At 52.4% G+C, this 23,238-nt stretch carries 25 protein-coding genes and 1 riboswitch; of the genes, 12 read left to right on the plus strand and 13 right to left on the minus strand.

Going from position 1 to position 23,238, the window contains the following annotated elements; translation table 11 throughout:
* Window positions 1-15 precede the first annotated feature (15 nt).
* Complete coding sequence (locus tag ABDW36_RS03785; protein ID WP_343700544.1) at window positions 16-366, plus strand: phage holin family protein; 351 nt, start codon at window positions 16-18, stop codon at window positions 364-366.
* Window positions 367-371: 5 nt separating this feature from the next.
* Here ABDW36_RS03785 and ABDW36_RS03790 read toward each other — a convergent pair whose 3' ends face one another.
* Window positions 372-1,943 (minus strand): D-aminoacylase, encoded by a 1,572-nt coding sequence (locus ABDW36_RS03790; RefSeq protein WP_343700545.1) that lies wholly within the window; start codon window positions 1,941-1,943, stop codon window positions 372-374.
* 15 nt (window positions 1,944-1,958) lie between these two features.
* Window positions 1,959-2,390 carry a DUF4440 domain-containing protein gene (locus tag ABDW36_RS03795; RefSeq protein ID WP_343700546.1) on the minus strand — a complete coding sequence of 144 codons (432 nt, stop codon included), beginning with the start codon at window positions 2,388-2,390 and terminating at the stop codon, window positions 1,959-1,961.
* A gap of 97 nt (window positions 2,391-2,487) precedes the next feature.
* Between ABDW36_RS03795 and ABDW36_RS03800 the strand changes: the two genes are divergently transcribed.
* From ABDW36_RS03800 to ABDW36_RS03820, 5 genes are read left to right on the plus strand one after another with little or no spacing between them, the layout of a single operon-like run.
* Window positions 2,488-3,681, plus strand: coding sequence for a DegT/DnrJ/EryC1/StrS family aminotransferase (locus ABDW36_RS03800; RefSeq protein WP_343700547.1), 1,194 nt, complete (start codon window positions 2,488-2,490; stop codon window positions 3,679-3,681).
* 18 nt (window positions 3,682-3,699) lie between these two features.
* A complete protein-coding gene (gene kdsB, locus ABDW36_RS03805) occupies window positions 3,700-4,437 on the plus strand; it encodes a 3-deoxy-manno-octulosonate cytidylyltransferase (RefSeq protein WP_343700548.1) in 738 nt (245 codons plus the stop codon).
* A 55-nt stretch (window positions 4,438-4,492) separates the two neighbouring features.
* On the plus strand, window positions 4,493-5,569 hold the full coding sequence (locus ABDW36_RS03810) for an iron-containing alcohol dehydrogenase family protein (protein WP_343700549.1): 1,077 nt from the start codon (window positions 4,493-4,495) through the stop codon (window positions 5,567-5,569).
* A 53-nt stretch (window positions 5,570-5,622) separates the two neighbouring features.
* Window positions 5,623-6,126 carry a hypothetical protein gene (locus tag ABDW36_RS03815; protein WP_343700550.1) on the plus strand — a complete coding sequence of 168 codons (504 nt, stop codon included), beginning with the start codon at window positions 5,623-5,625 and terminating at the stop codon, window positions 6,124-6,126.
* Between the two features lie 33 nt (window positions 6,127-6,159).
* Window positions 6,160-6,543: a group III truncated hemoglobin gene (locus ABDW36_RS03820; RefSeq protein WP_343700551.1), complete on the plus strand. Its 384-nt coding sequence runs from the start codon at window positions 6,160-6,162 to the stop codon at window positions 6,541-6,543.
* Here the strand turns inward: ABDW36_RS03820 and ABDW36_RS03825 are convergent.
* From ABDW36_RS03825 to thiS, 8 genes are all read right to left on the minus strand, one after another.
* Window positions 6,540-7,751, minus strand: a complete 1,212-nt coding sequence (locus ABDW36_RS03825) for an MFS transporter (protein ID WP_343700552.1) — start codon at window positions 7,749-7,751, stop codon at window positions 6,540-6,542. The genes ABDW36_RS03820 and ABDW36_RS03825 overlap by 4 nt on opposite strands.
* 25 nt (window positions 7,752-7,776) lie before the next feature.
* Window positions 7,777-8,886, minus strand: coding sequence for a 2-iminoacetate synthase ThiH (gene thiH, locus ABDW36_RS03830; protein ID WP_343700553.1), 1,110 nt, complete (start codon window positions 8,884-8,886; stop codon window positions 7,777-7,779).
* Window positions 8,887-9,010: 124 nt separating this feature from the next.
* Entirely contained in the window at window positions 9,011-9,784 is a 774-nt protein-coding gene (locus ABDW36_RS03835) for a thiazole synthase (RefSeq protein ID WP_343700554.1), read from the minus strand.
* Window positions 9,772-10,392, minus strand: coding sequence for a thiamine phosphate synthase (locus tag ABDW36_RS03840; protein WP_343700555.1), 621 nt, complete (start codon window positions 10,390-10,392; stop codon window positions 9,772-9,774). The genes ABDW36_RS03835 and ABDW36_RS03840 overlap by 13 nt, the downstream gene beginning before the upstream one ends.
* A 140-nt stretch (window positions 10,393-10,532) precedes the next feature.
* Window positions 10,533-11,306, minus strand: coding sequence for a hydroxymethylpyrimidine/phosphomethylpyrimidine kinase (locus ABDW36_RS03845; protein ID WP_343700556.1), 774 nt, complete (start codon window positions 11,304-11,306; stop codon window positions 10,533-10,535).
* Entirely contained in the window at window positions 11,288-11,863 is a 576-nt protein-coding gene (locus ABDW36_RS03850; protein ID WP_343700557.1) for a thiamine phosphate synthase, read from the minus strand. Before ABDW36_RS03850 ends, ABDW36_RS03845 begins: the two co-directional genes overlap by 19 nt.
* A complete protein-coding gene (gene thiC / locus ABDW36_RS03855; RefSeq protein WP_343700558.1) occupies window positions 11,860-13,566 on the minus strand; it encodes a phosphomethylpyrimidine synthase ThiC in 1,707 nt (568 codons plus the stop codon). The genes ABDW36_RS03850 and thiC overlap by 4 nt, the downstream gene beginning before the upstream one ends.
* Window positions 13,567-13,659: 93 nt before the next feature.
* Window positions 13,660-13,863 (minus strand): sulfur carrier protein ThiS, encoded by a 204-nt coding sequence (thiS, locus tag ABDW36_RS03860; protein ID WP_343700559.1) that lies wholly within the window; start codon window positions 13,861-13,863, stop codon window positions 13,660-13,662.
* Between the two features lie 51 nt (window positions 13,864-13,914).
* Window positions 13,915-14,014: riboswitch (TPP riboswitch) on the minus strand.
* 92 nt (window positions 14,015-14,106) lie between these two features.
* Between thiS and ABDW36_RS03865 the strand changes: the two genes are divergently transcribed.
* Window positions 14,107-14,592, plus strand: coding sequence for a lipocalin family protein (locus ABDW36_RS03865; RefSeq protein WP_343700560.1), 486 nt, complete (start codon window positions 14,107-14,109; stop codon window positions 14,590-14,592).
* A 107-nt stretch (window positions 14,593-14,699) separates the two neighbouring features.
* On the opposite strand, the gene ABDW36_RS03870 is transcribed toward ABDW36_RS03865, so the two are convergent.
* The 3 genes from ABDW36_RS03870 to dnaN all read right to left on the minus strand — a co-directional run bounded on the left by ABDW36_RS03870 (window position 14,700) and on the right by dnaN (window position 17,257).
* Window positions 14,700-14,936 (minus strand): hypothetical protein, encoded by a 237-nt coding sequence (locus tag ABDW36_RS03870; RefSeq protein WP_119077684.1) that lies wholly within the window; start codon window positions 14,934-14,936, stop codon window positions 14,700-14,702.
* A 56-nt stretch (window positions 14,937-14,992) separates the two neighbouring features.
* The gene (locus ABDW36_RS03875) at window positions 14,993-15,823 is read right to left on the minus strand and encodes a sterol desaturase family protein (RefSeq protein WP_343700561.1); all 831 of its coding nucleotides are present in this window, start codon (window positions 15,821-15,823) and stop codon (window positions 14,993-14,995) included.
* A 315-nt stretch (window positions 15,824-16,138) separates the two neighbouring features.
* Window positions 16,139-17,257 carry a DNA polymerase III subunit beta gene (gene dnaN, locus ABDW36_RS03880; RefSeq protein ID WP_343700562.1) on the minus strand — a complete coding sequence of 373 codons (1,119 nt, stop codon included), beginning with the start codon at window positions 17,255-17,257 and terminating at the stop codon, window positions 16,139-16,141.
* A gap of 288 nt (window positions 17,258-17,545) precedes the next feature.
* Between dnaN and ABDW36_RS03885 the strand changes: the two genes are divergently transcribed.
* The 5 genes from ABDW36_RS03885 (at window position 17,546) to ABDW36_RS03905 (ending at window position 23,220) form a co-directional block, all read left to right on the plus strand.
* A complete protein-coding gene (locus ABDW36_RS03885; protein ID WP_343700563.1) occupies window positions 17,546-18,805 on the plus strand; it encodes an aminotransferase class I/II-fold pyridoxal phosphate-dependent enzyme in 1,260 nt (419 codons plus the stop codon).
* A 734-nt stretch (window positions 18,806-19,539) separates the two neighbouring features.
* A complete protein-coding gene (locus tag ABDW36_RS03890) occupies window positions 19,540-20,148 on the plus strand; it encodes a TetR/AcrR family transcriptional regulator (protein ID WP_343700564.1) in 609 nt (202 codons plus the stop codon).
* Between the two features lie 4 nt (window positions 20,149-20,152).
* Window positions 20,153-20,761, plus strand: coding sequence for a TetR/AcrR family transcriptional regulator (locus ABDW36_RS03895; protein ID WP_343700565.1), 609 nt, complete (start codon window positions 20,153-20,155; stop codon window positions 20,759-20,761).
* A gap of 27 nt (window positions 20,762-20,788) precedes the next feature.
* Entirely contained in the window at window positions 20,789-22,147 is a 1,359-nt protein-coding gene (locus tag ABDW36_RS03900) for a TolC family protein (RefSeq protein ID WP_343700566.1), read from the plus strand.
* An 8-nt stretch (window positions 22,148-22,155) separates the two neighbouring features.
* Complete coding sequence (locus ABDW36_RS03905) at window positions 22,156-23,220, plus strand: efflux RND transporter periplasmic adaptor subunit (protein WP_343700567.1); 1,065 nt, start codon at window positions 22,156-22,158, stop codon at window positions 23,218-23,220.
* The last annotated feature ends 18 nt before the right edge of the window (window positions 23,221-23,238 follow it).

Below are 23,238 nucleotides of genomic sequence, written 5' to 3' on the forward strand. Positions count from 1 at the left end.
CCAATTTTCTGCCCTATGGGAATACTCATTCGTATACTCGTTACCGCACTGGCCGCGTTGCTGACGGCTTATCTGCTGCCCGGCGTAAGGCTGCAGGATTTTACGACCGCATTGTTGCTGGCTATAGTGCTGGGTTTGCTCAACCTGATCGTAAAGCCCATCCTGGTAATTCTGACGCTGCCTGTAACCGTTCTTACACTGGGGCTTTTCCTGCTGGTGATCAATGCGCTTATTGTATTGTGGGCCAGTAGCCTGGTGAAAGGATTTAAAGTGGACAACTTCTGGTGGGCGCTTATTTTTAGTGTGGTGCTCTCCGTTATCAGCAGCATCATGATGGCACTAGGGCCTTCCGGCAATAATGAATAGCGGCGCTACTGGTTCAGCCTGAGCACCATGCCGTTCCTTGTACCGTTATGCCGCCCGCCGTCTACCGTTACCACGCCGTTTACCAACACGTACCGGAAACCTGTGCTATACTGGTGCGGTGCTGTGAAAGTAGAGAGGTCTTTGACCACGTCAGGATTGAATACTACCAGGTCTGCCGCATAACCTGGCAGCAGCAGACCCCTGTTTTTGAGGCGGAACTTTTGCGCAGGCAATGAGCTTATTCTGCGAACGGCCTCTTCCAGCCCGATTACTTTTTCTTCCCTTACATATTTTCCCAATACCCTTGCATTGGTGCCATAACCGCGGGGATGCGGCACGCCTACATTAAACTCGCGGATGCTGGCGTCTGAAGCAAACATGTTGAAAGGGTAACGCATAATGTATTTCACATCTTCTTCGCTCATGCCGTGAAAGACCATGCTGGCGCTGCCCTGCGCCGCAAGGTCCAGCACGGTTTGCACTTCTTCTTTCAGGCGTGATTTGCGGCCTTTTATTTTGTTGATCTCCGCAATGTTTTTCCCGTTGAGCGTAGTGTCTTGCCGGAAATAAGCCACCACAGCATAATCCAGGTGTTTTAGCCTGCGCTTTTTATAAAGCGACGTCATCTCGTCTGCTATCTTTTTGCGGATGGCAGGGTTATTCAGGCGGTACTGGATGGAGTCTGTTCCGCCGGAAAGCGCCCAATCAGGCAACATGGTGCGCAGGCTGGTGCTGCTGGCAGTATAGGGGTACTGGTCTATGGTCACCTCCAGCCCTTCCCGGCGCGCTTTTTCCACCATGGCCAGCGTTACTTTGGAGCGGCCCCAGTTCTGTTTACCGCCTATTTTGAAGTGGGATATTTCTACCGGTATATTGGCCTGCCGCCCTATGGTGAGCGCTTCTTCTATAGCCGCCTCTACTGCGTCTGCTTCATTGCGCATATGCGTAGCGTAAAGACCGCCGTATTGCGCGGCCACTTTGGCCAGGCCCACCACTTCCGGCGTGCGCGCATACAGCCCTGGGAGGTAAATAAGACCGGTGGAGAGGCCTACGGCGCCGCTCTGCATGGCTTTAGCCACCAGGGCTTCCATTTGCTGCTGCTCCGCGGCGCTGGGAGCGCGGTCCGAGCTGCCCATTACGGCGCGGCGTACGTCGTTGTGGCCAATGAGAGAGGCTACGTTTACGGAAGTTTTCAAACTGTCCAGCCGGGAAAAATACCTGCCCAGGTCTACATTGGAAGAGCCACAGTTACCGGTTACTACGGTAGTTACCCCGTCGTACAGGAAATTGTCTGCCGTAGGTACTTTAAACTCGTCTCCTTCAATATGCGTATGCACGTCAATGAAGCCCGGGGCCACCACCATGCCGGCCGCGTCTATGGTGCGGGCGGCGGTAATACCCGCCGGCAGGCGGCCTGTTTGCAGCACTTTGCCGTCTTTCACCGCCACATCCCCGTAAAACCAGGAGTTGCCTGTGCCGTCAATGATCCTGGCGTTGCGGATCAGCAGGTCACACTGCTGGGCCTGTGCGCTAAAAGCAGCCAGCAGCAAGGGAAGCAGAAGAAGCCGTTTTGTCATTTTGTTCTCGATTTATTAGCTGGAGTGGTCTGCCACTATTTTCCATTGCCCGTTGATGTTCCGCAGTACAATGGTAAAGTGGCCGGAAAGATCGCCGATGGTACGGGCAAGGTGCCATTTACCAACTACAAAATACACATCCGCCGCCAGTTTTTTAAATTCAATAAGGTTAAAGGAAAGGCGGCCCATGGCCGTCTTGTCCGGGTACGATTTTTTATAATTATCCAGCGTGGCCTGCCAGCCGTAAGTAATACCCTTTTTGCCAATGAACATCAGGGAGTCCGAGGCCCAATAGGTATCCATGAAACCCTCCAGGTTTCCATCGTTCCAGGTTTTGGTCTGCTGTTCCATCAGGGCCTTGATGCGTGTAACGTCCGCCTGTTGCGCATTGGCGGGCATCCGGCCGCAAAAGGCAACTATTGCCATGAGAATGATGCATTGACGCATGGTAAATTTTTAGCAAAAGATAAACAGTTTTTGTCATTTGCGCATTAGCTGATTATACTACCTTTGCACAACCTCGTAAATAAAAAAATTTATCAATATGCCAGGATTCGAATTATTTGGCGAAGAAGAGAAAAAGGAAGTAAATGACGTGCTTGAAACGGGCATTTACATGCGTTATGGATTTGATGGTCCCCGCAAAGGGATCTGGAAAGCAAAGGAGCTGGAGCAGGCGCTCCGTGAGCGTTTCAATGTGCAATATGCACAGCTGACCTCCAGCGGCACCACGGCCCTCACCACCGCCATGGCTGCATTGGGCATTGGCGCGGGAGATGAGGTGATCATGCCCACCTTTACTTTCGTAGCTTCTTTTGAGGCGGTATTGTCTGTAGGCGCCACGCCCGTGCTGGTGGATGTAGACGATACGCTCACCCTGGCCCCGGCTGCTGTAAAGGCAGCCATTACTCCCTGTACCAAAGCCGTAATGCCGGTGCATATGTGCGGCTCCATGGCAGATATGGACGCGCTGGAAGAGATCTGCAGGGAGCACAAGCTGCTGCTGCTGGAAGATGCCTGCCAGTCTACCGGCGCCACCCACAAAGGCCGCGCGCTCGGCTCCATCGGCGACGCGGGCACATTCTCTTTCGACTTTGTAAAAACCATCACCTGCGCTGAAGGCGGCGCCGTGATCACCAACAATAAAGATATCTACACCAAATGTGACGCCTACTCTGACCATGGTCACGATCACCTTGGCGGCGCAGACCGTGGCGCAGACGGCCACCCGCACCTGGGCTACAACTTCCGCATTTCGGAACTGCACGCAGCCGTGGGCCTGGCGCAGATACGCAAGCTGGACAAGTTCCTGGCCATTTTGCGCAACAACAAACAGGTGCTGAAAGAAACGCTGGCAGCAGTGCCGCAGGTTACCTTCCGCCGCCTACCAGATCCGGAGGGAGACAGCGCCACCCATCTGTCTTTCTTTTTACCTGATGAAGAAACCGCCCGCAAAGCCACCGCCGCCATCAAGGCCGCCGGCCTGCCCGCGTTCTACTGGTTCGACAATAACTGGCACTACGTGCGTAAATGGCAGCACTTCAAGGAAAGCGCTACCCTCACGCCTTTTGCAGCCCAGCTGGCCAAAGCCATGGAAGTATACAAAACCAAAACCTTCCCGGCTTCAGATGCGGTGATCAGCCGCTGCATCTCCTTCCCCATCAGCCTGGTGTGGACGGAAGACGAGCTGCGTGACAGGGCCTCCAAACTGGCCACCGCCGTAAAAAGTGTTCTCTAATTCAAGCCTCCACAACGCATGAAAAAAATTGCACTGATCCCTGCAAGATATGCAGCCACCAGGTTTCCCGGCAAAATGCTGGCCGTACTGGCCGGCCAGTCCGTTATCTGGCGTACGTATGAGTCAACCCGCAATACAGGTGTGTTTGATGATGTGATGGTGGTAACAGACAGTGAGGTGATCTACAACGAAATTGTGAGCAACGGCGGCAAGGCCGTTATGAGCAAACGCGAGCATGAAAGCGGCTCAGACCGTATTGCGGAAGCCGTGGAAACAATGGAGGATGTGGAGATAGTAGTAAATGTTCAGGGAGATACACCTTTTACCCAAAAAGAACCGCTTGAAAAGCTGCTGCAGGTGTTCGAAGGCGAGGCGGGCAAAAAGGTGCAGGTGGCCTCTCTCATGCAGGTACTGAAAGACTGGAAAGACATTGAAGACCCCAACTTCGTGAAAGTGGCGGTAGACAAGGATTTTAATGCGCTTTTCTTTTCCCGCTCCGTTATTCCGTATCCGAGAGACAAAGCTGTGCAAACCACCTACTATGAGCACATCGGCATCTACGCTTTCCGCCGCAATGCGCTGCTGCAGTTCACCAAAACGCCCATGAGCCCGCTGGAAGCTGCAGAGAAAATAGAATGTTTGCGCTATCTTGAAAACGGGATACCCATGAAAATGGTGGTAACAGATTACATGGGCGTGGAAATTGATACGCCGGAAGACCTGGAAAGGGCTTCCCGCCTGCTGGAGAATAAATAACACAAACGTTGCCATGCAACCGCCGGCCGGTGAGGCAACAGCTAAATGATAAAGGATGAAATTCAGAAACTTTAAACTGGTAGGGTACGTAATTTTCGGACGCGGCGCGTTTAACCAGTTAGACGAGATCATAGCTCCCCACCGCAAAGGGGATGCGCCCATGATTTTCTTCGTAGACCATTTTTTTGAAAAGAACCAGCCCTTTATTTCCCGCATACCCCTGCGCGGGAAAGACAAAGTGGTGTTTATAGATGTAACGCACGAGCCTAAAACCGTGTATGTAGACCGGCTGCGGGACGAGCTGAAAGCCGAATTCGGCGAAGTGAGCGGCATCATTGGCATAGGCGGCGGCTCCACCATGGACATGGCCAAGGCCGTAAGCCTGATGATGACCAACCCCGGCTCTTCTGCAGACTACCAGGGCTGGGACCTCATTAAAAAACCGGCCGTATACAAAGTGGGCATTCCCACCCTGTCTGGCACCGGCGCGGAAGTGAGCCGTACCACAGTGCTTACCGGCCCCACCAAAAAGCTGGGCCTTAATTCCGACTACACGCCGTTTGACCAGATTGTGCTGGACCCGGAACTGATCAAAAACGCGCCGGTGAACCAGCGTTTCTATACGGCCATGGATTGTTATATTCATTGCATAGAATCACTGGAAGGCACGTACCTCAACGCTTTCAGCCGTTCTTACGGAGAAAAGGCGCTGGAGCTGTGCCAGGAGATCTACCTGAAAAAAGACCGCTGGGACGATGATGCGGACGAAAAGCTGATGATGGCCTCTTACGCCGGCGGCATGAGCATTGCCTACTCACAGGTAGGTGTGGCGCACGCCGTGAGCTACGGCCTCAGTTATCTGCTGGGCACCAAACACGGCATCGGCAACTGTATTGTGTTTGACAAGTTGGAAGAATTTTATCCCGCAGGTGTGAAAGAGTTTAAGCAGATGGTAGACAAACACCAGGTGGAAATTCCCCAGCATATTACCAAAGGCCTTACAGATGAAGATTTTGAGAAGATGATCAATGTGTCTATGGGCCTGGCTCCCCTGTGGGAAAACGCGCTGGGTAAAGACTGGCAGCAGAAAATGACGCGCGAAAGGTTGCGCAAACTGTACGAAAAACTTTAACGCAGAAGGGCGGCACTAATACGGTGCGGCCCTTTTTTACAACCTGTTATAATATGGAAGAAATCGGAAAACTGACGGAAGAGTATATACAGGTGCTGGCCAAAGTAAAGGAGCGGCGGAAACAGTGGCATGACCATGCCAAGCCCTTCCTCAAGCAGCACCTCACGGCGGTATCTGAAAAGTACAAGCTGAACTGGAAGGCTGGCGCCAACGAATCTATGCAGGGCCTGGAAGTGGTGTACCTGGTATTTGACCATGAGCCCAGCGGTATAGTAGAGCAGTCTCCCTTCAGCATTGTGCAAAAAATGAAGGTGGGCGGGTTCCTTTCTTTTTCCCAGACCCGCAACGGGCAGGTGGTGGTATGGATCAGCTTCCCCTTTATTGACGGCATGGAAGAAAAGCCGAAGGTAGAAACGCTTGAAACCATTGAGCCGGAAGAGGTCACCCCGGAAAATGTAAGCCGTTTTATCAGCAAGTTCCTGGACGAAATGATACAGTGGGAAAACGACAGCCGTGACGAGATCGGTTTTGGCAGACAGCACGGGCTGTATAGGTAGTTTTTCCGAATTTTGCAGGAGAAACCTTCAGTGATGCAAGACATAGTTAACAGCCATGACATACAGCAGATGGTAGATACCTTTTACGCAAAGATCCAGCAGGATGAACTGCTGGGGCCTGTCTTTGCCGAACGCATTGCGCCGGAAGCCTGGAGTGCGCACCTGCAGACCATGTACCGCTTCTGGGGCACGCAGCTGCTGGGCGAAAAAGAATATTTTGGCGCCCCTTATGCCAAGCACCGCACGCTGCCGGTAGGCAAAGAGCACTTTGACCGCTGGCTGCTGCTGTTCAATGAAACGGTAGATGAGCTGTTCCGCGGGCCGCGCGCATCCACTGCCAAAGTGAAGGCCGCTTCCATTGGCCAGGTATTTCTCAGCAAAATTTTGTTTGAAAGAGGAATGCGCGGCAATATTTAATGCCCCTTTGATTTCAGGCGGATGGTTTTCCGCATGTACCGCACATATTTGTTCCGGTAGATAAAAAACAGGTAAACAGTGGCCAGCAAGGTGATAACGGCCATGATGTAAAACACCCGCGCAAAATGCTCCGGCCTATTGCCATACCACTGCGCGGAAAAGAACGCCCCTAGCCCGATGCCCGCTTCCAGCGCAATATACATGCTGCCCAGTGCACGGCCCCGGTGTTCCGGCAGGCCCAGGTCAATAGTCCACGCAGTAACGGCGGGCGAGTTGATGCCCAGGGAAACGCCGTATACCAATGCCCCTGCCAGCAACATTTGCGGGCTGGTGGAAATGCCGATGATCAACATGGAAACGGCCATCAGCGCAGAAGCAATTTTCAGCATGGGTACTCTCCCGTACCTGTCAGACGCTTTGCTAGTAAGCAGGCGTATGCCGATGGAGCTGGCCGTGAAGAAGGTAAAGAACAGCCCTTTGTTCTGCAGGCCCAGGTAGTTACTGAAGTCCGGGATAATGGTCAGCAGGGCGCCGTAGCTGAAATAGGTTAAAAAGGTGATCACCACCGGCGCCATTACGAGCGGTTCAAAAATCTCGCTCCGGGAAATTTTCAGCAGCCTTGGCGAAAAGCTCTGCCGGTTGTGGAGCGTTTCTTTCATACCGATCAATATCACTACAGACAGCAAGGCAAATACCGCAGATACCTGGAACATGGTCATAATGCCCCAGGCATTGGCAATGGAGCCGCCAATAGACGGGCCCAGCGAGAGGCCTACGGTGCTGAAGAGCCCCACCATGCCCATGGCCTCCGCGCGGCGGTTAAAAGGCACCATGTCTGCCACATAAGCGGAAGTGCCCGTAGGTTTGAAACCGGTAGAAAAACCATGAAAAAAGCGGAGTAAGAGGAAAGCGGCCACAGAACTGACAAGGGGATATAAAAGACTGCATATGACGCAAATAACGGAGCCGAATACCATTACCGGTACGCGGCCTATGGTGTCTGTCAATTTGCCTGAGAACGGCCGGCTAAGGCCCGCCATCAGGGTAAAAAGGCCAATGATGTACCCCTTGTAGTCTGCCCCGCCCAGGCTGGTGAGGTAAGCCGGCAACTCCGGTATCATCATGTTAAAACTGGCCGAAAAGAGGAGGTTACTGCTGCACAGTAACCAGAACTGCACGGTGTAAATCTTCCCCGACTGGTGGTCCATGACCGCAAAGTTAGGCGAAAAAACATCACGGCTGAAACACTTCCCAGTCTTTCCATACCGGTTCGTAACCCTGCTCCCTGATCATGGCGGCAATGGCAGCCGCGCTCCTTTCATCACTGATCTCGAACTGCTCCAGTGACTGCGGGTCTACGGCATAGCCGCCCGGGTTGGTTTTGGAGCCTGCGCTCATGGTGGTAACGCCCAGTTGCACCAGGTGGTTACGGAACTGCTCCGGTTCCCGGGTGGAAAGGCTCAGCTCCAGGTCTTCATGCAGCAGGCGGTAAGCGCAAATGAGCTGCACCAGCTCCCGGTCACTCATTTCCACTTTGGGGGCCAGGCCGCCGGAAAAAGGCCGCAGCCGCGGGAAGGAGATGCTGTAGCGGGTTTGCCAGTAGGTACGCTGCAGGTACGCAAGATGCAGGGCCGTGAAAAAACTGTCTGTGCGCCAGTCTTCCAGCCCTATCAGCACACCCAACCCTATTTTGTGTATGCCAGCGGCGCCCAGCCGGTCTGGCGTGGCCAGGCGGTACTCAAAATTCGACTTTTTGCCTTTCGGGTGATGCTTGCGGTAATCCGCCTCATGGTACGTTTCCTGGTAAACCAGCACGGAGTGCAGGCCCAAGCCAATAAGTGCGGTGTACTCCGCTTCGCTCATAGGCTGTACTTCCATGGATACCTGGGCAAAGTGCGGGGTGATAAGCGGAAGGGCTTTTTCGAAATAGTCAAGCCCCACTGTTTGCGCGGCTTCTCCCGTTACCAGCAGCACATGTTCAAAGCCCGCCGCCCGTATAGCCTCTACTTCCCGCATAATTTCCGCGCCGGTGAGGGTTTTGCGGCGAATAGGGTTGTTGTAGCTAAAGCCGCAATAGGTGCAGATGTTCTGGCATTCGTTGGAAAGGTAGAGCGGCACGTAGAGCTGCATAGTTTTCCCGAAGCGCCGCTGCGTGATCTGCCGGCTGAGGGCGGCCATTTCTCCAAGGTACGGTGCTGCCGCGGGAGACAGCAGGGCCATAAAATCATCCAGGTTGCGATGCTGCCGGGAAAGGGCACGTGTTACATCTGCGGCGGTTTTGCTGTAGATGGCGGCTTTTATGTTGTTCCAGTTATATTGGCGGAAGGTGGTTTCGAATCCCATGCTTGTTGCTTTAAATGATTTTTAAAGGGCGAAAGCCGCCTGTTTCAAATGGCGTTATTGCGCTTTTTTCAACGAGATGCCGGTGCTCTGCGGACTTTTCATGCGGCAGCCACGCGGGGAATGTCTATTCGTCCAGAAATGCGAGCAACGGGCTGCTGGCATGCGCTTCCCGGCTTTCTCCTGCCAGCCCCGCCTCAAAGGCCATTCTGCCCGCCGCCACCGCATCACGGAAGGCAACGGCCATCTGCACCGGCAGGCCCGCCACGGCAATGGCGGTGTTCACCAATACGGCATCTGCGCCCATTTCCATGGCCATGGCAGCGTGAGAAGGGGCGCCAATGCCCGCGTCTACAATTACAGGCACCTGGCTTTGGGCAATGATGATCTCCAGGAAGTCTTGCGTACGCAGGCCACGGTTGCTGCCTATGGGCGCGCCCAGCGGCATTACGGCGGCGGCGCCAGCTTCTTCCAGGCGTTTGCAAAGCACGGGGTCTGCATGCACGTAGGGCAGCACCACAAAGCCCAGCTTCACCAGCTCTGCCGTAGCCTGTAGTGTTTCCACAGGGTCTGGCAGCAGGTACCTGGGGTCTGGGTGTATTTCCAGCTTGACCCAGTTGGTTTCCATCGCTTCACGCGCCAGCTGTGCCGCAAAAACGGCTTCGCGGGCCGTACGTACGCCAGATGTGTTGGGCAGCAGGCGGATGTGCGGATGGCGCAAGTGCGCCAGCATGTTGTTTTGAACGGGAGCCCTGGTGTCTACCCGTTTGAGGGCCGCCGTTACCAGCTCGGAGCCGGAGGCCAGTATGGCGTCTTCCATTTGCTGTTCACTGCCGAACTTGCCGGTGCCCGTGAACAGGCGGCTCTGGAAAGTAGTACCTGCTATGGTTAGTTGTTGCATGATAAAGCTAGTTTGATTTTCTGCACCATTTCTTTTTTGTCGGCCGCATGCGTGATCAGGCCTGATACCGCTACGCCGTATACGCCGGTAGCCATCAGCGCCGGGATGTCTTCCAGCAAAATGCCGCCAATGGCCAGCACCGGAATAGTAATGCCTTTGCTCTGCAGCACCTGTATTAACTGACTGTAGCCTTCAATGCCCAGCACAGGGCTCAGCTTGTCTTTGGTAGTGGTGAAGCGGTAGGGGCCGTAGCCAATGTAGTTTGCCCCGGCGGCAATGTGGGCCAGCGCTTGTTCAGGCGTATTGGCGGTGCCGCCCAACCAGCAGGCGGCGCCTGCCAGGCGGCGTGCTTCCGGCAGGGGCGCGTCTTCCAGCCCAACGTGACTGCCGTAAGCGCCTATGGCAGCGGCCATGGCAGGATGGTCGTTTACAGACAGCTGCGCGCCGTATTGGTCGCAGACAATTTTTGCGGCGGCGGCCTGGGTGGAAATGTCTCCGCTTTTTATGCGCAGCTGCACCCAGCGGCAGCCGGCCTCGCAGGCCGCGCGGATATTTTCGAGGTGAGAAGCACCGGGCGTTTGCTGTGAGATATATAACAGGCGTTCCATGTGGTTAAAATTGATGATGATCGTTATGATTTCTTAGTTGAATAGTGATTCCATCAGTTTGACTTTTGGAATTTTTCCGTTTAAAACCGGTATGTGATAGTCATTACATTGTGATTTAATTCCTGAATAGTGGTATTCCATCAGTTTGCCTTTCGGATTCTCTCTTCGTTTAAAACAGCTATGTGCCGCCCCAGCAGTGAAATATCACTTTGCAGATAGCGGGCCGTATAGGCCTTGGCCGTTCTGCAGGCTTCTTCCAGCCCAAGGCCCATTGCGAGCGCGGCGGTAATGGCGGCAGAAAGTACGCAGCCGGAGCCATGCTTCGGGTAAACAGGCTGTTGCCCCGGCTCAAATTCCGTATAGCCGGTACTGTTATACAGCGTATCCCATCCTTCTTTGCCCGGCCGGTGTCCTCCTTTCAGCAGTATGGCACAATACGCCGCCATTTGCTGTGCCGCCTGTTCCCCGCTGGAACAGCCGGTGATGGCCATTGCCTCTTCGTAATTAGGCGTGAGCAGCAGCAGCCGGGGCAATACGGCTTCCCAGTATTGCAGCGCAGTGTTATGAAAAACATAACCGGCAGAAGCCTTCAGCACGGGGTCTACCACAAACTGCAAACCCGGCCGCGTTGCCTGTAGCGCAGGCAGTACCTGCAACAGTATGCCGGGGTGCTCTACAATGCCGATCTTGCAGTAGTGCACCGGGAATTTTGAAAGCAGCGGCAGCGCCTGCTCTACGATCTTTTCGGCGGATAGCCATTCCACCGACAGCAGGGCATCGTCTGTTTGTACAGTCAATGCCGTACACACACCGAAGCCGGTAACGCCGTGCGCCTCAAAAGTTTTGATGTCTGCCAGCAGGCCTGCTCCCCCGGAGGGATCGAGACCGGCCAGGCTCATTGCGAATGGTCCCATAGCGTTTGAATGATCCGGTAATTTTTCACCGCCATTGCAGGATTTTGCCAGATGGCGCCCAGCAGGGCCGCCCCGTGAAACCCCATGGCTTTCAGGCGTGTAATGTTGGAGGCATCTATGCCGCCGATGGCAATGCAGTTGGGCGGAACGGCGTTGAATAAATGCGCTTTCCCGCTGTAGCCTTTTTTTGAGATGCTGTCAAACACCGGCCCAAGCAGCAGGTATTGCCATGCCGGGCCGGGGTTTTCCGGCGTATGGACGGAGGTGCTCAGCACCGGGTTACAGTAACGGGCAGGCAGGATTGGCGACGTTGGTTGTTGTTCCCTCATGCTTTCACTCATGTGAAACCCTTTCACGTTGTAACGGCCCAGCAGTTCCGGGTAACCGGTTATCATCACTTTTGAATGATCTTGCAGCCCTTCCAGCAGGGCCGAGTATTCCTGCAGCTCCCAGCCCGGCTTCCGGAGCAGTAACGTTACCGGGCCGGCGGCCGCCAGCTCGTTGAGGTACTTCGTTTCTTCCGGTACCCGCTGCGGAGATGTCACAATCCATATCATGAGTAGATCTCCCCCCCTGTAGTCTGAAAACGTTCTGCCTGTTCCGCAAGCCCTGCCGCCCTTACTTCCTGCGATATTTTCATGGAGCAGAAGTGAGGCCCGCACATGGAGCAGAAGTGCGCAATTTTTGCACCTTCCGCCGGCAGCGTTTCATCATGAAAACTGCGGGCCGTGTCGGGATCAAGCGAAAGGTTGAACTGGTCTTCCCAGCGGAATTCGAAGCGGGCCTTGCTCAGGGCGTCATCCCTGTGTTGCGCGCCGGGGTGGCCTTTGGCCAGGTCTGCCGCATGGGCCGCTATTTTGTAGGTGATCACTCCTGTTTTTACATCTTCACGGTTGGGCAGGCCCAGGTGCTCCTTTGGCGTTACGTAACAGAGCATGGCCGTGCCGAACCAGCCAATCATAGCGGCGCCTATGGCGGAAGTGATATGGTCGTAGCCGGGGGCTATGTCCGTAGTGAGCGGCCCCAGGGTGTAGAAGGGCGCCTCATGGCAGTGCGCCAGCTGTTTGTCCATATTCTCTTTGATGAGGTGCATGGGCACATGGCCCGGCCCTTCTATCATTACCTGCACATCGTGCCGCCAGGCTATTTTGGTCAGCTCTCCCAGCGTTTCCAGTTCCGCAAACTGCGCTTCGTCATTGGCGTCTGCAATGGAACCCGGCCGCAGGCCGTCTCCCAGAGAAAAAGCTACATCGTACGCTTTCATGATCTCGCAGATCTCTTCAAAATGTGTGTACAGGAAATTTTCCCGGTGGTGGGCCAGGCACCATTTGGCCATGATAGAGCCTCCGCGGGAAACGATGCCTGTAGTGCGCTTGGCCGTAAGCGGCACGTAGCGCAGCAGTACGCCGGCGTGAATAGTAAAATAGTCTACTCCCTGCTCCGCCTGCTCTATCAGCGTGTCACGAAACAGCTCCCAGGTAAGGGCTTCCGCCTTGCCGTTCACTTTTTCCAGCGCCTGGTAAATGGGCACGGTACCCACCGGCACCGGGCAGTTGCGGATGATCCACTCCCTTGTTTCGTGAATGTTTTTGCCGGTGCTCAGGTCCATAATCGTATCTGCGCCCCAGCGGCAGGCCCACACCGCTTTTTCCACTTCCTCCTCAATGCCGGAGGTAACGGCAGAATTACCGATGTTGGCATTGATCTTCACCAGGAAGTTGCGCCCGATGATCATGGGCTCTGCTTCCGGGTGGTTGATGTTGGAGGGGATGATGGCGCGGCCCGACGCCACCTCCTGGCGTACAAACTCCGGCGTAATGAGGCGGGAATGGCCGGTGGCCCGCTGGTTTTCACGGATAGCAATGTATTCCATTTCCGGCGTGATGATGCCCTGACGGGCGTAATGCAGCTGCGTAACATTGCGGCCCGGCGCCGCTTTGAGCGGCAGATGGAGGTGATGGAACCCGTTTTGCTGCGGGGCGGAAAAAGCCGGCAGCTGTTCCACATCATTGCGGCCGCGTACCCAGGGCTCCCGCAGGCGCGGCAGGCCCTTATGTACGTCTATGTTCACGGCGGGGTCTGTATAAGGGCCGCTGGTATCATATACGGTTACCGGGGCGTTCGCTTCGCGGGCGCCCTGCAAGCGTGTATCCGTCAGCGTTATTTCGCGCATGGCCACCTGTATGTTGTGCATGGGGCCATGCACATAAATTTTCTGTGATGCCGGCAGCGGCGCACGGCTGATAGTGTTGTTTTGCATAGTACAGTTTTTTGAATGCTCCGGGAACAGGCATGGCAATGCCCTGCTCCCTCCGGGGAGCTGACAGGAAAAATGTTCTTTTTCGAAATGGTCTTAACCGCCCTGTGTGGCCTGAATGATCATGACCTGGTCTGAAGGGCATAGCATAGTGGCCGGCCAGTCCGGCCGCGGTACCACCCTGCGGTTAACGGCAACTGCAATGCCTTTCGTTGTCGGGAGCTGAATAAACTGTAAGAGTGAAGCAACGGTTGTTTCCGGCTGCACAGCATAAAGTTTATTGTTTACAAGCACTTCCATGTTTGCAAGGAGTTTAGGTGAACAATAAACTTTAAGGATGTAGATGAGAAGGAGTTCAGTATTACTTTTCCCTACGGCAGTGCGAACTGCATCAGGTACTGAGGGTATCATCTCAGTTTCTCTGTAAGGAGAAACACCCCTAAAGTGATACAAATGTAGGGCGCAGAACTTCAAATTCCAAATAAGCTGTGTTTAGCATTATCTTTGATAGGAAGAATAATACCCTTTAACAAAAGATCCTGTATGAAGAAATATGGCCTGTTTGCCGGCTGGTTGCTGTTAATGGCAGCATGCCAGGCGCCGGTACCCCGGGAAGCAGAGAAAGACAGTGTAGCCGTTACCGATAGTACCGGGGGAGTAGATACGCTGCCTGCGGATTCTGTAGTTGTAACGGCAGATACTGCTGTGGTGGTAGATTCTACATTGATGCCCGGCAAGTGGCTGCAGCCCGTGCAGGGAATAGACAGCGTAATGCAGGGCTTTACGTTGAAGAAAAACGGCAGGGCGGAATCCGTGAATATGCACAGCCGGTTCTATGACAAGTGGAAGCTGCTGCAGGATACGCTGCTGCTCTGGAGCCATGCGGAAGGAGCGAAAGATACGCTGCCGGTGATAGATACCATGTTGATAAAGGTGTTGAACGATACTTCGCTGGTGGTTTTTCCCACCAGTGCGGCTCCGGGTTACCTGGAAAAATACTCGAGAAAGGTTACAAGGAAAGGGAAATAAGGACATTGCAAGTTCCCCGATCCGGATTTCGGGAGGTTGCTCATCATTGGGTACGGTTATTACACCGGCACCCGAAAAGAGGAACTTGTGAAAGGCGCAATGCGCTGCTATAAATTATACTGCTGCCAGAAACCTATGGCGGTAGCAACAATTGCCAGGAAAAGACCAGCCACGGCCATTTGCAATTCATCAATACTTTTACGGGCAATGATCAGGGAAACGATGCAAACGAAAACGCCCGCGGCGCCAAGGTAAATAGCAGCTTCTGCAGATTTGCTGATAAATGAGAATGCGGCCGTAACCACACCTACAAAGATGGAGGCAAACCCTGCAATTTTGGGCATACTAGTTGGGTGATGCATACTGAATAGAGATTATATAGTGAATAAATAATAAACCGCTATTGTTGCAAGCCAGGCTGCTGGTCACGTTCCGGCACATTTTCCCAGGGAGTCTTCAGCAAGGGGCCAATCTGTTGATAACGCGCATCCTGGTATTCATCCAGCCCATATTGAAGGCTGGTGGTATCTTTCACTGTAACGAACGTACCGAAGAGGCGGTCCCAGATAGAAAATATATTGGCATAATTTGAATCCGTTTCAGGCTGGTACCGGCTGTGATGCACCTTGTGCATGTCAGGCGATACAATGACCCAGCTCAGGCCCTTGTCAAGCCAGCCCGGCAGGCGGATGTTGGCGTGGTTGAACTGGCTCATGAAGGCAGAAAGCGTCTGGTACAGCATCACCATCCAGATGGGCACCCCCATGGCCACAATGGCCGCAAAAAGCGCCACTACCCTGAACACGCTCTCCACCGGGTGATGGCGAAGGGCGGTAGTAGTGTCTACCTCCGTATCTGTATGGTGTATTTTATGAAAATGCCACATCCAGGCAATTTTGTGCTGGATAAGGTGTATCAGGTAAGCGCCGATAAAGTCAAGCATTAGCAGGGCCAGCACGGCATGCAGCCACACAGGCAGGTTCAGCCAGTATAACAGGCCAAACTGTTCCCGGGCCGTCCATTCAGACGCTTTTACGATCAGGAAGGCAAACCCGAGGTTGACTACGGCCGTGGTAACGGTGAAAAAAAGGTTGGTACCTGCATGCTTATATTTATTACCCCTGAAACGGAAGCGGGGAATAACGCCTTCAATGAGCCATAGCAACACCAGGCCGGCCACCAGCATGGCGGTACGGTAGGAAGAAGGTATATGCTCAAAAAAGTCGATCATGCGTGGATGGAATTAGTTCGTATGTACGTTGAGGTTAGTAAGTATCAGTTATGTTCCTAATGAAAATTTACGAATTTTTGCCCAATTGTAGCGGGTTTCAGCGGATTATTTGTGTATGGGAAAACAAGCAATTCATTCAGAGAAAGCTTTATATATGAAGAAATAGTTAATTGTTGAGGCGGTTGACGGGGAATGGCGATGAATGAGCTTTTACTTTAATACATAAGCGGAATTAATATTTGCAAGCTTTAATGTGTGGCAATAAAAAGGGGCCTTGTGACAGGCCCCCTTCCGTTATGCATTGTTTTGATCTGATCAATTGTTCAGCAGCAGCGGCATTACCAGCATCAGCAGGTCTTCAGACTCGCCTTTTTCCACCGGCCGCAGAATGCCGGCTTTGGTGGGTGCGCTAAGGTCAATGGTGATCTCATCACCTTCAGCCGCATGCAGCATTTCTATCAGGAATTTAGCGTTGAAAGCGATCTGCATGTCTTCCCCGCTGTACTGGCAGCTCATGCGCTCATTACCCTCAAAAGAAAAGTCAACGTCTTGCGCGGACAGCTGCAGTTCGGCGCCGCTGATGTTGAGGGCTACCTGGTTGGTGCTTTTATTGGCAAACACGCTAACACGTTTGAGGCCGTTCTGGAAGTCGTTTTTCACCAGGGTGAGGCGGTAGGGGTTTTCCTTCGGGATCACCACCTTGTAGTCAGGAAAACGGGCGTCTATCAGCCGGCAGATCATCTGCGCATTGTCGTGAGACACAAAGAAGTGGTTGCCGCTGTAAGATATTTTGATTTCGCTGTCGTTGTCAGGAATAGCAGCTTTGAGCAGGTTCAGGGGCTTTTTGGGCACAATGAAACTGTCTTGCTGCGGGCATTTCACATCTGTGCGGATGTACTTCACCAGGCGGTGTGCGTCTGTGGCCACAAAGGTGATATTGTCAGGGTGCAGCTCAAAGAACACACCCGTCATTTGCGGGCGGAGATCGTCATTACTTACAGCAAACAATGTTTTGTTGATGGCGGTTACCAGTGCTGTAGCGGTCATGGTGAAGCTGGTAGCGTCTTCCGCGGCGGGCTCTTTCGGGAAGTTCTCCGGGTTCTCGCCCATCACCTTGTATTTACCGTTGTCCGAAGTGATCTCAACGGCAAAGGAGTTGAGGTCTATGTTGAAAGTGAGCGGCTGGTCAGGCAGATTCTTCAGGGAGTCCATCAGTATCTTGGCCGGTATGCAGATGCGCCCGCTTTCTTTTGCTTCTACCTCCAGCTTTACCTTCATAACGGTTTCCAGGTCGGTAGCAATTACGGTGAGCTCGTTCTTGTCTATCATGAAAAGAAAGTCTTCCAGGATGGGCAATACCGTGTTCGAGTTAATCACACCGCTGATCTGTTGTAATTGTTTCAATAAAGTAGAGGAAGAAACGATAAACTTCATAAGGTTACTTAATAATTGTTGCAAATGTAAGGCAAACAAAGATAGAAAGTTTTGTCAATCATCTTCTCCCGCTTTTCCACAACTTACCCGCAAAGCATTCGCATTATCACAAAAGATAATGCTTGTTAAAAATGCAGTATTGACATGTATTTTTGAACAAAATCACAGTATTTGGCGGGAATGTTGAAAATATTGAAAACAATACGGCTATTCTTTTAAATTATTGATAAAACGGTTAGTTTTGCGGGCGCAAAAAACATCATTCATTAAAACAAAAAACTGGGGTTTATGAAACTGTCTCATTTAGCCGAAACGCTGATAGGTTCCGAAATTATCAAATTGGCCGGAGAGATAAAGGAAAAGCAGGCTAAGGGTGAAAAGATCTACAACTTCACCATCGGTGACTTTGACCCCAAGGTGTTCCCTATTCCTGTAGAATTCGAGAACGAGATCATACAGGCCTACCGGGATAAATACACCAACTACCCGCCTGCAGACGGTATTGCAGAATTGCGCAAAGCCGTGGGCGAGTTCATAGCCGAACGCGAAGGCCTGAGCTACGATCCGAACAGCGAGATTGTGATCTCCTGCGGTGGCCGCCCGATCATCTATGCCACTTACCGCACTATTGTAGACCGCGGTGAAAAAGTGATCTACGCTACTCCCTCCTGGAACAATAACCACTACACTCACTTCCTGGAAGGCGAGCACGTGGTGCTGGAAGCAAAGGCGGAAAACGACTTCATGCCTACCGCTGCAGAACTGAAGCCGCTGCTGAAAGGTGCAACCCTGTTGGCGCTCTGCTCTCCGCAGAACCCTACCGGTACCACCTTCGGTAAAAAACAACTGGAAGAGATCTGTGACATGGTGCTGGAAGAGAACAAGAGCCGTGCCGCCGGCGAAAAACCGCTGTACGTGTTGTTTGACCAGATGTACTGGGTGCTCACCTTCGGTGATACGCATCACTACAACCCGGTTTCTCTCCGCCCGGAAATGAAAGATTACACCGTGTTTATTGATGGTATGAGTAAAGCCTTTGCCGGCACCGGTGTGCGTGTAGGCTGGGCGCTGGGCCCCAAACACGTGATGTCTAAAATGAAAGCCATTCTTTCTCACGTAGGCGCATGGAGCCCCATGGCAGAACAGAAAGCTGCCGCCAAATACCTGGTACAGAAAGAAGCTGTAAATAAATACCTGGCCCATTTCAAAGGCGAAGTAGAGGAAAGGCTGGTGAAGATCTACGAAGGTTTTGACGCGCTGAAAAAAGCCGGCCACCAGGTAGACGCCATTGCTCCCCAGGCAGCCATTTATCTCACCATTAAACTGGACCTGGTGGGTAAGAAAACGGCTGACGGCAAGGAACTGGCAGACCAGGCCGCCGTTACCTCCTACATCCTGGATGAGGCAAAGCTGGCCGTGGTGCCCTTTTATGCATTCGGCTCCGCCAAAAACTCTCCCTGGTACCGCCTGAGTGTAGGCACCTGCGTGAAGGAAGAAATTCCGGCTATGCTGGCGGCACTGAAAGCGGCGCTGGAGAAGCTGAAATAATACAGGAAGCTTATCAATATATAGCGGGCTCACATGGTGGGCCCGCTTTTTTATTGCAATGATGCTTTGCTTCAGAGAATGGATTAATCGAGGGCAGAAATATTATGCTGATAAGCGCACCTTCTTTCCAAATTCCTCGTTTTCCGGCCTTCAATATCCCCTTTTTTTAGCGCTGGGGTTCCGGTGGCCGCTCTAAGGGTGGCTTGTTTACAGCCTGATTTGGCGCCTCAGTTATCCTGCTAATAGCCTGACCTCAAACAACCATACATTCGAAGAATGGCGCTAAGAATATATTATTGGTGTTTTTACACATAATAAAAAATGACGAGGTTCGAAATGAATGAATTGTGTCAGATAACCAATAAATTGATAATAAATCTGTTGCGTTTTTTGCGAATTTTGACGCCAATTTGCAAATTCGGCTGTTTTTGAGTCCCTTGAAGCAACGCATAATGGTTGTCTGAAGAGCGTTGAAAAAGAGCCACCTGACCTGCGCAATCATTTGCTGCCATCCTGGAGGCATCCATCCCAAAATACCGGGCCCCAAGAAACCCCTTCCATCCCCCAACTCACCCTGTCCACCAAACTGATTGATTATCAATTCAAGCTTCGGAAACTCCTAAAACCCCCTCCGTCATGGAATCGTTAAAAAACAGTTAAATAGTCAACTCAATTTACCAAAATCAAAAATTCGCTATAATTTTGACTTTGTAACTAAAAAAGTCAGAAAGTTAATGCAAGACAATCATAACAGAGACGAAATGCGTGACCGCATCATTGAAGCGGCTCTGAAAAGGTTTACTCATTATAGTGCCACCAAAACCACTATGAATGAGATAGCCGATGATCTGCATTGCTCCAAGGCCTCATTATACTATTACTTCCCGGACAAAGGCGCGCTGCACCTCGCAGTGCTGGAAAAAGCCGGGGAGGCCTACTTTACTGAACTGCAGAAAGAGGCAGACCGCGCCTCTTCCGCACACCAGGCGCTGCTGGACATGATCTCCGTCCGCCATGCTTTTGTGAAGAAGTTTTGTCGCCTGGAGTTATTCAAAACATTAAAAGACAAACAGTTAGATAGTACAGGAGAAGCCTTCCGGCAGGCCCGTGAGAAGGAAACGGCCCTCATTGCCAAGATCATCAGGGGAGGAGTGGAACGCGGCGAGCTGGCCAATTGTGACGCAGACCGGATGGCCTCCTTGTACATGCTGTCTATGATGGGTCTTCGTTTTGCCCTGTCTGACAGGGCTTTTACAGACGATCTTTCAGACGCGGAATTTGAGGTTGTACGTGAATGGCAGATACAGCTGGCCGAGATTTTCATCAAAGGATTAAAAAAATAAGGTCATGAAGGAGAGAATTCTGGAAACCGCCCTTCGCCTGTTCAGTACCTATGGCATCAAAAGCATCACCATGCAGGAAATAGCCCGCGAGTGCGGCATTTCCAAAAAAACCGTCTATGAGCATTTTGCAGATAAAACAGACCTGGTAGATGAGGTAGTGGCCTTTATGACCCAAACGCATTGTAAAAAACTGGAGGAGTGCATCAGCAGTGGGAGAGACGCAATTGAGGAGCTGGTGCTCTCACTCCGCCAAATAGAATTACAGGTAAAAAGTATCAATCCCATCCTGCTGTTTGAACTGGAAAAATATCATCCCTCCGCCTGGAAAGGCATCCAGGAGTTCAAAGACCGTTTTGTGAGAAAAAGCATCCGGGAAAACCTGGAGCGCGGCATCCGCGAAGGGCTCTTCCGCAGCAATATGAATATAGATATCATTACCCACCTGCGGCTGATGCAGATAGAATCGGCTTATAACCCGCGCTACTTCCCGGCGGCGCAGTTTGACCTTCATGAAGTGATGGTGCAGGTAACACAGCATTATATACACGGGGTGGCCACCCCGGAAGGCCACAGGCGTATTGAACAATACACCGCCGTTAAACAAACCGCATAAAACAATACGATATAACAGCTTTGTAACATGAAAAAATGGATCGTATCCTTCCTGTTCCTTTCAACGGCAGGAATATTTAACGCCAACGCACAAACGAAACAGCTGAGCCTGCAGGAGGCCCTGAAGTTTGCACTGGCCCACAACCAGACCCTGGCCGTGAGCCGGCTGGAAGAAAACATAGGCAGGCTCAAAACGGAAGAAGTACGTGCCCAGGCGCTGCCCCAGCTAAGCGCCAACGGCTCCCTGACCGATAACCTGAAGAAACAGGTAATGGTAGTGCCCGGCGAGCTTACCGGCCAGCCCGGCAAAACTTCCCTGCTGGAAGTAGGTACCACCTGGAACGCAGTGGCAGCCGGGGAAGTGAACCAGCAAATCTACAACCAGAGCGTGTTTACGGGCCTGAAAGCCGCCAAGGCGGGAGAACAGTACTACAGCCTGCAAACACAGCAGACCACGGAAAACGTGATCTACGAAGTGTCCGGCCTGTACTACAGCCTGCTGGTGAAAAAAGAAAAAATGAATGTGCTGCAGTCCAATATTGACAAACTGAAGCGCCTGGTAGAAACCACCCAGAGCCAGTTTGACAACGGGCTGGCCAAGAAAATAGACCTTGACCGCATCAGGGTGAACCTCGTAAACTACCAGACACAGCAAACACAGCTGGAAAACCAGCTGAAGGTAGACGAGAACAAACTCAAACAAAGCATGGGCATGCCTGCAGAAACTGCCGTCAGCCTGCCCCCGCTTTCACTCAGCGAAATTGAACAAAAAGCCGCCGGTATTGCCGACTTCGGAACGTTTAACCTGGCCAACAGAACGGAAACGAAGCTATTAGACAAAACTGAAGAACTGCAGCTGTTCCAGAAGAAGGCATACCTGGCGGAATATTTTCCCAGCCTTTCCTTTAACGGCCGTTATTCCTACAACGGCCTGAGCAACAAGTTCGACCTTTTTAACGGCAGCGGTAGCACCGCCAACTGGTTTGGCATGGCTTCCATCGGCATTACGCTGAAGATACCCATCTTTGACGGCTTTGCCCGCCGCTCCCGCGTACAGCAGTCCAACCAGGTGCTGAAGCAAATAGACCTGCGCCAGGAGCTGAACAAGCTCAACCTCACCACTGCCTACGAAAACTCCAGGCTCATGATGCAAAACAGCCTGAGCACCATTAAAACACAGAAGGAAAACGTAGCCCTCGCAGATGAGGTGTACGCTTCCACTCAAAATAATTACAAACTGGGGCTGGCCAGCCTGACAGACCTGCTGAACGCAGAAACCTCCCTGGCCGAAGCGCAAAACAGCTATAACGAAGCGCTGCTGCAGTATAAACTCGCAGAGCTTGACCTCATCAAATCCAACGGTAACCTGCCATCACTCTTAAACTAATGCAAGCCATGAAGAAAGTTTTAATCTACGGCACTTTAACAATAGCGGCTCTTGCTGCCATTATGTGGAAGCTGAACGCCAACAAAAAAGCGAACACCGAAAAAACGGAATTTGTAAAACAAAGTAACACCGGGGATGTACCGGTGCTGACTGAAAAGGTGGCCCGCATTGAATTTGACCAGAAATTTTCTGTAAACGGGAACTTTGAGCCCGCCCGTGAGCTCACTTTCCTCAGTGAAACCTCCGGCCGGATTACCAGATTGTTGGTGGATGAAGGTAGCTACGTTAAGCAGGGCCAGGTGATGGCGCGTATAGACGATGAGCTGCTGGGAACAGACCTGGCTTCCGCCAGGGTAAACCTGGAGCAGCTGAAAGTAGACAAGGAAAGATATGAAAGCGCATTCAAGACCGGCGGTGTTACCCAAAAGCAGATGGACGATGTGCGGCTGCAGTACGAAATAGCACAAACCCGCTACGACGCCGCATCCCGCCGCATCCGCGATACGCACGTGAAAGCCCCTATTTCCGGCGTCATCAATGCCAAATACGTGGAGCAGGGCGCCTACCTCTCCGCTGGTACCAAGATGTTTGATATTGTAGACGTATCCCGCCTGAAGCTGCGCGTAACGGTACCGGAGCTGCAGGTAATTAACCTGAAGCCGGGAGACAAGGTGAACGTAACCACCAATGTATACCCTGAAACGGCTTACACTGGCAAAATCACCTTCATTGCCGCCAAGGGAGACAATACCCTGAGCTACCCGGTAGAAATGGAAGTGACCAACATCGCCGGCAAACCGCTGAAAGCAGGGATGTACGGCACCGCCAACTTTGAAATGCCGCAGCAGGCCCCGGCTATACTGGTATCCCGCACTGCTTTTGTAGGCGGCGTAAACAGCAACCAGGTATATGTGAAAGACGGCAATACCGCCAAACTGCGCAAGGTAGTGGCCGGCCGCATTTATGGAGATAAAGTGGAGATCAGGGAAGGGCTGACAGAGGGTGAAACCGTGATCACCAGCGGCCAGATCAACCTCACAGACGGCGCCAGGGTGGCAGAACAGGAAAAGTAGGATTGCTTATACAAACTA

The organism is Chitinophaga sp. (assembly GCF_039596455.1).
Taxonomy (GTDB): Bacteria; Bacteroidota; Bacteroidia; order Chitinophagales; family Chitinophagaceae; genus Chitinophaga.